The organism is Pseudomonas sp. S150, from assembly GCF_004526365.1.
Lineage (GTDB): Bacteria > Pseudomonadota > Gammaproteobacteria > Pseudomonadales > Pseudomonadaceae > Aquipseudomonas > Aquipseudomonas putida_A.
This window is the reverse complement of record NZ_CP038207.1, coordinates 926,245-936,458: the sequence shown is the minus strand read 5'-3', so window position 1 is coordinate 936,458 and position 10,214 is coordinate 926,245. Positions and strand designations below refer to the sequence as shown.

Annotated in this window: 7 protein-coding genes; 4 read left to right on the top strand and 3 right to left on the bottom strand. The window is 59.0% G+C overall.

Annotated elements, in window-relative coordinates; genetic code table 11:
- Nucleotides 1-44: 44 nt before the first annotated feature.
- Nucleotides 45-2,495: a glycogen/starch/alpha-glucan phosphorylase gene (locus tag E3Z29_RS04365; protein WP_097086973.1), complete on the bottom strand. Its 2,451-nt coding sequence runs from the start codon at nt 2,493-2,495 to the stop codon at nt 45-47.
- Between the two features lie 257 nt (nt 2,496-2,752).
- Between E3Z29_RS04365 and E3Z29_RS04360 the strand changes: the two genes are divergently transcribed.
- Nucleotides 2,753-3,190, top strand: coding sequence for a YkgJ family cysteine cluster protein (locus E3Z29_RS04360; RefSeq protein ID WP_016985748.1), 438 nt, complete (start codon nt 2,753-2,755; stop codon nt 3,188-3,190).
- A gap of 328 nt (nt 3,191-3,518) precedes the next feature.
- On the opposite strand, the gene typA is transcribed toward E3Z29_RS04360, so the two are convergent.
- The gene (gene typA / locus E3Z29_RS04355) at nt 3,519-5,339 is read right to left on the bottom strand and encodes a translational GTPase TypA (protein ID WP_007961739.1); all 1,821 of its coding nucleotides are present in this window, start codon (nt 5,337-5,339) and stop codon (nt 3,519-3,521) included.
- Nucleotides 5,340-5,478: 139 nt separating this feature from the next.
- Complete coding sequence (thiI, locus tag E3Z29_RS04350) at nt 5,479-6,933, bottom strand: tRNA uracil 4-sulfurtransferase ThiI (RefSeq protein WP_027611269.1); 1,455 nt, start codon at nt 6,931-6,933, stop codon at nt 5,479-5,481.
- A 328-nt stretch (nt 6,934-7,261) separates the two neighbouring features.
- On the opposite strand from thiI, the gene glnA reads away from it, so the two are divergent.
- The 3 genes from glnA (at nt 7,262) to E3Z29_RS04330 (ending at nt 10,080) form a co-directional block, all read left to right on the top strand.
- On the top strand, nt 7,262-8,668 hold the full coding sequence (gene glnA / locus E3Z29_RS04340; RefSeq protein ID WP_003220788.1) for a glutamate--ammonia ligase: 1,407 nt from the start codon (nt 7,262-7,264) through the stop codon (nt 8,666-8,668).
- 285 nt (nt 8,669-8,953) lie between these two features.
- The gene (locus E3Z29_RS04335) at nt 8,954-9,466 is read left to right on the top strand and encodes a DUF4124 domain-containing protein (protein ID WP_134785222.1); all 513 of its coding nucleotides are present in this window, start codon (nt 8,954-8,956) and stop codon (nt 9,464-9,466) included.
- Nucleotides 9,463-10,080: a DUF4124 domain-containing protein gene (locus E3Z29_RS04330; RefSeq protein WP_134785221.1), complete on the top strand. Its 618-nt coding sequence runs from the start codon at nt 9,463-9,465 to the stop codon at nt 10,078-10,080. The genes E3Z29_RS04335 and E3Z29_RS04330 overlap by 4 nt, the downstream gene beginning before the upstream one ends.
- Nucleotides 10,081-10,214: the final 134 nt, after the last annotated feature.

Here is a 10,214-nt window from a genome sequence, read left to right as displayed (position 1 = left end):
CGGCCCAACAAACGTTGGGCCTTACGCACATTTGTTGCAGAAAATCACTCCAGTGCCTTCCAGATATCCGTGGCGTACTCGCGAATCGTCCGGTCGGACGAGAACCAGCCCATCCGCGCCGTGTTGAGCACCGCCGAACGCCACCAGTTGTTGGAATCGTGCCAGTGCGCATCGACGCGTTTTTGCGCTTCCCAATAGGAATCGAAGTCGGCGCAGACCAGGAAGCGGTCGTAGTCCACCAGCGAATCGATCAATCCGGTGTAACGCGACGTGTCATCTGGCGAGAACACGCCACTGCGGATCGCTTGCAGCACGTCGCTCAAACGATGCGACGCGGCGATGTCCGGCGCGGCGCTGAACTCGTGGTTCTGCTTGCGCGCTTCAACCTGCTGAGCGCTGAGGCCGAAGATGAACATGTGCTCGGCACCGATACGCTCGCACATTTCCACGTTGGCGCCATCGAGGGTGCCGATGGTCAGCGCACCGTTGAGGCCGAACTTCATGTTACTGGTGCCCGAGGCTTCGAACCCGGCCGTGGAAATCTGCTCGGACAAGTCCGCCGCCGGAATGATGCTCTCCGCCAGGCTGACGTTGTAGTTGGGCAGGAACACCACTTTCAGCAAGCCGCGTACGGTCGGGTCGTTGTTCACCACCCGGGCGATGTCGTTGGTCAGTTTGATGATCAGTTTGGCCTGGTGATAACTGGCCGCCGCTTTACCGGCGAAGATTTTCACCCGAGGTACCCAGTCGACTTCAGGCTCGGCGCGGATTGCCTGATACAGCGCCACGGTGTGCATCAGGTTGAGCAACTGGCGCTTGTATTCGTGGATCCGCTTGACCTGCACGTCGAACATCGCCGCCGGATTGACCGCGATCCCCAGCCGCTCGTGAATCAGATAGGCCAAGGCCTTTTTGCTGTGCAGGCGCTGTTCGGCGAAGGCTTTGCGGAAGGCGGGTTGCTCGGCGAACGGTTCGAGATCGAGCAAGCGTTCTTCCGGGTTATCCAGCACCTCCGGGCCGAGGGAGTCGACCAGCATCGAGGTCAGCTCGGAGTTGGCCTGGAACAGCCAACGGCGGAAGGTGATGCCGTTGGTTTTGTTGTTGATCCGTTCCGGGTAGAGCTTGTGCAGTTCGGCGAATACTGTCTTGCGCATCAACTGCGTGTGCAGCCCGGACACGCCGTTGACGCTGTGCGAACCGAGGAACGCGAGGTTGCCCATGCGCACCCGGCGACCGTTGTCCTCTTCGATCAGCGACACCGCGCGCAGCACGTCGAAATCGTGAATCCCTTTGGCCCGCAGCGAGTCGATGTGCTGGGCGTTGATCAGATAAATGATCTGCATGTGCCGCGGCAGCATGCGCTCCATCAGGCCGACCGGCCAGGTTTCCAGCGCTTCGGGCAACAGCGTGTGGTTGGTGTACGACAAGGTATCGACGGTGACTTGCCACGCCGCATCCCAGGCCACGTCGTAGACGTCGACCAGTTGCCGCATCAATTCAGCAACGGCAATCGAAGGGTGGGTGTCGTTGAGCTGGATCGCCGCGTGATCGCCCAGGGTCAGCACCGAGGTGTGCATGTTGCGATGGCGACGCAGCAAATCCTGCAAGGAAGCGGCGACGAAGAAGTATTCCTGGCGCAGGCGCAGTTCCTGCCCGGCCTCAGTGCTGTCTGCCGGGTAAAGCACGCGAGAAATACTTTCAGCGCGGGCGACTTCGGCGACGGCACCCAGGTGGTCACCGGCGTTGAAGCGCTCCAGGTGCAGATCTTCCATGGCTCGCGCACGCCACAGCCGCAGGGTGTTGACGCTCGCCCCGCGCCAGCCGACCACTGGCGTGTCATAGGCAATCGCGCGCACGGTTTCCGCAGGCGACCAGACCTGTTTGGTCTTGCCGCTGGCATCGGTGACGGTTTCGACGCTGCCGCCGAAGCCGATCGAGTACACCACTTCCGGACGTTCGAACTCCCACGGGTTGCCGAAATCCAGCCAGTGCTCGGTCTGCTCCTGCTGCCAACCATCGACGATGGCCTGCCGGAACAGCCCATGCTCGTAGCGAATGCCGTAGCCGTGCCCGGCGATGCCAAGGGTCGACATGCTTTCCATGAAGCACGCCGCCAGACGGCCGAGGCCGCCGTTGCCGAGTGCCGCGTCAGGTTCCAGCAGGCGGATGCGTTCGAGATCGACGCCCAGTTCGGTCAGCGCTTCACGCGCGACGTCGAGCAGGCCGAGATTGCTCAGGCTGTCGTAGAGCAAACGGCCGATGAGAAATTCCAGCGAGAGGTAATACACCCGTTTCTGGCCTTTGCGGTAGATCTGCCGGGTGTGGTCCATCCAGTGTTCGACCATGTGGTCGCGCGCCGCCAGGGCAATGGCTTCGAACCAGTCATGGTCGAAAGCGTGATCCGGGTCTTTACCCACTGCATAGGTGAGCTTGGTCAGGACGGCATCGCGGAATGCGGCCACCTCTGCTTCGCGAACTAGTGGTTCTTGAGTCATCGATAGGACCTCGAGCGAGCGGGGAATTGTCTGAGCCTAGACGGTCTGACCGACGGTAGAGGCGCTGGTTCGGCAGTTTTTCCGAAGTCGGTGAGATAGCCCGGCATTACCTTGGCGAGTGGGCTAATGAATGCAGGGGCCGTGCCGGACTGAATGACATTTGCGCGGCATTTGCAAAAAACTGGCGAAAGGTTGTTCAAAAATCCACCAGTCCCGGTATGATCGCGCGCCCTGATGCACACGCCTGGTAATTCCCGATGATGAAGCCCAACCTGATTGCCGCCGCCGAGATCGACCGTCTCGATACGTGGGCCAAATATTCGGCCCCGATGTGCGGCTCTTGTGTCTCCAGCTGCTGCACCCTGCCGGTCGAGGTCAAGATCAAGGACCTGGTACGCATCGGCGTGGTTGACGAGTTCGAACTGGGTGATCCGCCGAAGAACATCGCCAAGCGCCTGCAAAAGGAAGGGCTGGTCGAGCGCTTCAACCAGAAGTCGGGGATCTTTACTCTCCAGCGCATGAGCAACAACGATTGCTACTACCTGGATCGTAAGAGCCGCCTGTGCACCATTTATGACAAGCGCCCGGACACTTGCCGCAACCACCCGAAAATCGGCCCGCGGCCGGGGTATTGCGCGTACAAGCCGAAAGAAGTCGAGCGGGTGCAGAATTTCCGCGCGATTGAGAAGTTCTAAAAGCTTACCCTCACCCCAGCCCTCTCCCGGAGGGAGAGGGGGCCGACCGAGGTGTCTGGCGCCATACATCGACCTGAAACACCCAGTCGATTATGGATTCGATAAAGCCCCACCAAATCGATTATGGATTCAGCAGAATTCTTGCAAGTCGGTGCATCTCACGAATATCCCCCATTCAGTCCCCTCTCCCTCCGGGCGGTCCGACGTTTCGGGAGGGCTAGGGTGAGGGGCTTTTGATCTTCAAGGCTCAATCCACATTTCCCCCAGACAAACAAAAACGCCCCCGGTCTCGCGACCGGGGGCGTTTTTTTTCAGCCTGGGCTAAATCTTATGCCTTGGCTTTCTTGGCAGCGCGGGTACGCTCGCTTTCGTCCAGGATCTTCTTGCGAAGACGGATGGACTTAGGCGTGACTTCGCACAGCTCGTCTTCCTGGATGTATTCCAGAGCCTGTTCCAGAGTGAAGCGAACAGGTGGTACCAGAGCGATGGTTTCGTCTTTACCCGAAGCACGCATGTTGTCGAGCTTCTTGCCTTTGGTAGGGTTCACACCCAGGTCGTTGTCGCGGCTGTTCTGACCAACGATCTGACCGTTGTAGATCTCCTGGCCGTGTTCTACGAACAGCTTGCCACGAGCCTGCAGGGTTTCCAGCGAGTAGGTCAGGGCCTTGCCGGTTTCAACCGAAACCAGAACGCCGTTCTGACGGCCGGACATGTGGCCCGACTTCACTGGCGCGTAACGATCGAAGATCGAGGTCAGGATGCCAGCACCGTTGGTCAGGGTCAGGAACTGGTTACGGAAACCGATCAGACCGCGAGCAGGGATGTTGTATTCCAGACGAACACGGCCCTTGCCATCCGGCACCATGTTGCTCAGGTCGCCCTTACGCAGACCCATCTCTTCCATGACCTTGCCCTGCGATTCTTCAGGGATGTCGATGGTGACGTTTTCGAACGGTTCCTGCTTCACGCCGTCAACTTCACGGATGATCACTTCAGGACGGCCCAGGGCCAGCTCGAAGCCTTCGCGACGCATGGTTTCGATCAGTACCGAGAGGTGCAGCTCACCACGGCCGGAAACCTTGAACTTGTCAGCCGAGTCGCCTTCTTCAACGCGCAGTGCAACGTTGTACAGCAGCTCTTTGTCCAGACGATCCTTGATGTTACGGGAGGTCACGAACTTGCCTTCTTTACCGCAGAATGGCGAATCGTTTACCTGGAAGGTCATGGAAACGGTTGGCTCGTCAACGGTCAGCGGCTTCATCGCCTCGACGGTGTTGATGTCGCACAGGGTGTCGGAGATGAACAGCTCGTCGAAGCCGCTGATGCAGACGATGTCGCCGGCTGCTGCTTCTTCAACGTCAATGCGGTGCAGACCGTGGTGACCCATCAGCTTCAGGATACGACCGTTGCGGCGCTTGCCGTCGGCGCTGATCGCGACAACCGGGGTGTTCGGCTTGACGCGACCACGAGCGATACGGCCAACACCGATAACACCCAGGAAGCTGTTGTAGTCCAGAGCGGAGATCTGCATCTGGAACGGACCGTCACGGTCAACGGCCGGAGGCGGAACGTGGTCGACAACTGCCTGGTACAGCGCAGTCATGTCTTCGCCCATGGCGGTGTGATCCAGACCGGCGATGCCGTTCAGGGCCGAAGCGTAAACAACCTGGAAGTCCAGTTGTTCTTCGGTAGCACCGAGGTTGTCGAACAGGTCGAAGATCTGGTCCAGAACCCAGTCCGGACGCGCGCCTGGACGGTCAACCTTGTTGATGACCACGATTGGACGCAGGCCGGCTTCGAACGCCTTCTTGGTCACGAAACGGGTTTGCGGCATAGGGCCGTCTTGAGCGTCAACCAGCAGCAGAACGGAGTCAACCATCGACATTACGCGTTCTACTTCGCCGCCGAAGTCGGCGTGGCCCGGGGTGTCCACGATGTTGATGTGGTAGCCGTTCCAGTTGATGGCGGTGTTTTTCGCCAGAATGGTAATACCGCGCTCTTTTTCCTGGTCGTTGGAGTCCATCACGCGCTCGTCGTTGAGCTCGTTGCGCTCCAGAGTGCCGGATTGACGCAGGAGTTTGTCTACCAGGGTGGTCTTACCATGGTCAACGTGGGCAATGATGGCGATGTTACGTAGATTTTCGATCACTTGTGTATCTCGATCAGAGGATTCGGTTTGCTGACAAGTCTTGGCAGCGATTAACAGTAGTGTCCGGCATGGCCGTTACAGCTTGACGGCGGTGTCGGGGGGCCGGTGACGCAGGCCACAGGCAAACAGCCCCGGGCACTTAGCTCGGTCGATAAACGCGCACATTGGCATGCCCCTCACTGAGCAAATGGTGAGCATGCAGGCGACTCATCACGCCTTTGTCGCAATACAGCAGGTACTGGCGAGTCGGATCCAGCTCCTTGAAACGAGCGTTCACTGCGTAGAACGGCATCGTCTGTACTTCTATGCCGGCAAGTTCCAGCGGGTCATCCTCGGCCGCATCCGGGTGACGGATGTCGATAACGATCTGACCGGCCAGCGCTTCGCCGACTTCTTCGATCTGCAAGTCCTGGCCCAATTCGTCGATCACTCGATCGATCGGCACCAGTTTGGCGTTTTCGAGCGCACGCTCGAGAACCGCCATGTCGAATTCTTTCTCTTCGTGCTCAACACGGTGGCGCTTGGCGGCAGTCTTCGGATTGACCGAGATGACCCCGCAGTACTCCGGCATGTGCCGGGCGAAATCGGCGGTGCCGATCTCGTTGGCCGTGTCGATGATGTCCTGCTTGTGCGCAACGATCAGTGGGCGCAGGACCAGTTTGTCGGTCACGCAGTCGATCACCGACAGGTTCGGCAGCGTCTGGCTCGATACCTGGGAGATCGCTTCGCCGGTGACCAGCGCGTCGATGTGCAGCCGGTCGGCGATGGCCGACGATGCGCGCAACATCATACGCTTCAATACGACGCCCATATGACTGTTATCGACTTTGCCGAGAATTTCGCCCAACACTTCTTCGAACGGAACACTGACAAATAGCACGCGTTGCGAGCTGCCGTACTTCTTCCAGATGAAATGCGCGACTTCCATCACGCCCAATTCGTGGGCACGCCCGCCGAGATTGAAGAAGCAGAAATGCGCCATCAGGCCGCGACGCATGATCTGGTAAGCGGCAACCGTCGAGTCAAAGCCGCCGGACATCAATACCAGCGTCTGCTCCAGGGCGCCGAGCGGGTAACCGCCGATGCCGTTGTGCTGGCTGTGGATGACAAACAACCGTTGGTCGCGAACTTCGATGCGAACTTCGATTTCCGGGTCTTTGAGGTCGATTCCGGCGGCTCCGCACTCACGACGCAGCTTGCTGCCGACGTATTTTTCGACGTCCATCGAGCTGAACGGGTGCTTGCCGGCACGCTTGCAGCGCACCGAGAAAATCTTCCCGGCCAGTACATCGCCGTAGTGCTGTTTGCACTTCTCGGTGATGTCGTCGAAGTCGCCCAGCGGGTACTCGTCGATCTGCAGAAAATGCGCGACACCCGGGGTGCAGGTCAGGCGCTCACCCATCTCTTTCAAGGCTTTGGGGTCGGTAACGCGGGTTTCCAGCTCGAGATTGTCCCACACACCGTTCACCACCACGGCCGGGTCCAGATCGCGGAGCACGGCACGGATGTTCTTGGCCAGCTGGCGGATGAAACGCATCCGGACAGGGCGGCTTTTGATGGTGATCTCGGGGAAGACTTTTACGATTAGTTTCATGAAAACAGCGCGCGCAGGGCCAGCCGAAAAAGGGGGGCGCGGATTATAGCGGAAATTGCTCAAGGTTTAACCAGTTAATATGCAGAAGGTTTCACTTGCACCAAAACGGGTCATTTCTGATTTGAAGCGCTACATTAAGGGGCGAGATTTTCGCCTTTACGTCGCTTTGCAGTGCTCAAAGCGTGAAATTGGGGCAAAAAACCCATGCTGGGGCACTGGCATGCAATTTGCTCCCTTGTGAGGCAGGTTGCCTTGGCAGAGTATCTGCGCCGGCATCACCCCTATTAAGGGCATCCACTACCAAGCCCTAAGCCACCCGGAGGACACTATGTCGAAGTCGGTTCAACTCATCAAAGATCATGACGTCAAGTGGATTGATCTGCGCTTCACGGACACCAAAGGCACTCAGCACCACGTGACCATGCCGGCTCGCGATGCGCTGGAAGACGACTTCTTCGAAGTCGGCAAGATGTTCGACGGTTCCTCCATCGCTGGCTGGAAAGGCATCGAAGCCTCCGACATGATCCTGCTGCCGGACGACGATACTGCCGTTCTCGATCCGTTCACCGAAGACGCAACCCTGATCCTGGTTTGCGACATCATCGAACCGTCGACCATGCAAGGTTACGATCGCGACCCGCGCGCCATCGCTCACCGCGCCGAGGAATACCTGAAGACCACCGGTATCGGTGACACCGTCTTCGCCGGTCCCGAGCCAGAATTCTTCATCTTCGACGAAGTGAAGTTCAAGTCCGACATCTCCGGCTCGATGTTCAAGATCTACTCCGAACAAGGCTCGTGGATGTCCGACCAGGACATCGAAGGCGGCAACAAAGGCCACCGTCCTGGCATCAAAGGCGGCTACTTCCCGGTTCCGCCGTTCGACCACGACCACGAAATCCGTACTGCCATGTGCAACGCACTGGAAGAGATGGGCCAGACCGTTGAAGTTCACCACCACGAAGTGGCGACTGCCGGTCAGAACGAAATCGGTGTCAAGTTCAACACCCTGGTGAAGAAAGCTGACGAAGTTCAGACTCTGAAATACGTTGTCCACAACGTTGCCGACGCTTACGGCCGCACTGCGACCTTCATGCCGAAGCCACTGTACGGCGACAACGGCTCGGGCATGCACGTACACATGTCCATCGCCAAAGACGGCAAGAACACCTTCGCTGGCGAAGGCTATGCCGGCCTGTCCGAAACCGCCCTGTACTTCATCGGCGGTATCATCAAGCACGGTAAGGCCCTGAACGGCTTCACCAACCCGGCTACCAACTCCTACAAGCGTCTGGTGCCAGGTTTCGAAGCGCCGGTAATGCTGGCCTACTCGGCCCGCAACCGTTCCGCCTCGATCCGTATTCCTTACGTCAACAGCCCACGCGGCCGTCGTATCGAAGCACGCTTCCCGGATCCGGCTGCCAACCCGTACCTGGCTTTCGCAGCACTGCTGATGGCCGGTCTGGACGGTATCCAGAACAAGATCCACCCAGGCGATGCCGCTGACAAAAACCTGTACGACCTGCCGCCTGAAGAGGCGAAAGAGATCCCACAAGTTTGCGGCAGCCTGAAAGAAGCCCTGGAAGAGCTGGACAAGGGCCGTGCGTTCCTGACCAAGGGCGGCGTGTTCTCCGACGACTTCATCGACGCTTACATCGCGCTGAAATCCGAAGAGGAAATCAAAGTCCGCACCTTCGTACACCCACTGGAATATGAGCTGTACTACAGCTGCTGATCCGGTAGCGCCGCGCTACGCGGCGTGACAAAAAGAGGCCTCCTTCGGGAGGCCTTTTTATTGCCCACGATTTATGAAACTACGCAAAACCCCTGTGGGAGCGGGCTTGCTCGCGAAGGCGTCGTGTCAGCCACCATCACCTTCAATGACCGACCGCATTCGCGAGCAAGCCCACTCCCACAGGGATTTTTGGCGTCTGAATGATCTCCGGATATGTCCCGGGTTGGGCCAACCGCCGCACCTGGCCTATGCTGCACCCCATCGCTTTCTTTCCCGGTCGATTTCATGGGTCGCACCTTTCTCTACATCCTGCTGCTGATCGCCCTGCCCGCCGCCGCGCAGATCTACAAGTACACCGATGCCAATGGCAACACGGCTTACAGCGATCACTCGCCGGACGGTGTTCAGGCGCAGCCGGTCGAGTTGCCGCCACTCAACCGCGTCGAGCCACAGGCACCGAGCGCGCCAGCGCCTTCAAGCACCGACACACGCCCCGCGGCACGCAGTGCCTACGAGGTGCTGGAGCTGACCGGCCTGCCCAGCGAAGAAGCGCTGCGCGCCAACAACGGCACCTTCACTGTCAATGTGCTGATCAAGCCGCGCCTGCAGGCACCGCACCAATTAAGGCTGATCCTGGACGACGCGCCTTACGGCCAGCCGAGCAACGTACCGATCCTGCAACTGGTGAATGTCGATCGTGGCGAGCATCGTCTCGCGGTGCAGGTGATCGACGGCGAAGCGATCATCCAGCAGAGCCCGGCGGTGGTGTTCACCGTACAGCGGGTGCACAAGCCGTGAGAATTTTCTGGCTGATCCTGTGCCTGTTCGCCCTGCCCGTTTCGGCAGAGGTCTTCACCTATGTCGACGCGCAGGGCAATCGCGTCTACACCGACCAGCCGCGCGGCAACGCCAAGCGCGTACCTATCGCCACCAGCAATCGCATGTCAGCCAACCCTACGGCTGCTGTACCAATCAGCACTGCGAAAAAGGTCGCGGAACAACCACCGTTTCACTACGACATGCTGCGCATCCTGATCCCCGAGCCGGATGCGACCCTTCGCAGCAGCGCGGGCGAGGTGATCGTCAGTGTCACCAGCGAACCTGGCTTACAGCAGGGCCATCGCTATCGCCTGCTGCTGGACGGCCAGGCCACTGGCGAGCCGGGACTGAGTCCGGTATTCCCGCTGAGCAACATCGACCGCGGCAGTCACAACCTGTCGGTGGAAATCCTTGATGAGCAGGGTCGCACTGTCGAGCGCACCGCCAACCAGCCGTTCCACATGCTGCGCATCTCGCTGGCGCAGAAACGCCAGGTCAAACCCTGCGTCAGCGAGGACTACGGCGTGCGCCCGGAATGTCCGCTGAAAGACAAACCCGCCGAAGAAAAAAATCCCTTCCTGCGCTTCTTCTAACGCCATTCAGCTTTACGCACTATATTGGTGCAATAGGCTGCACCGTACCCAGATTCCAACCCATTTTGGTTCGAAACTTCCCGTTCGAGCTGGCATCCTGCCACGCAAACGAGCGTCAAACGCCTGTTTCACGG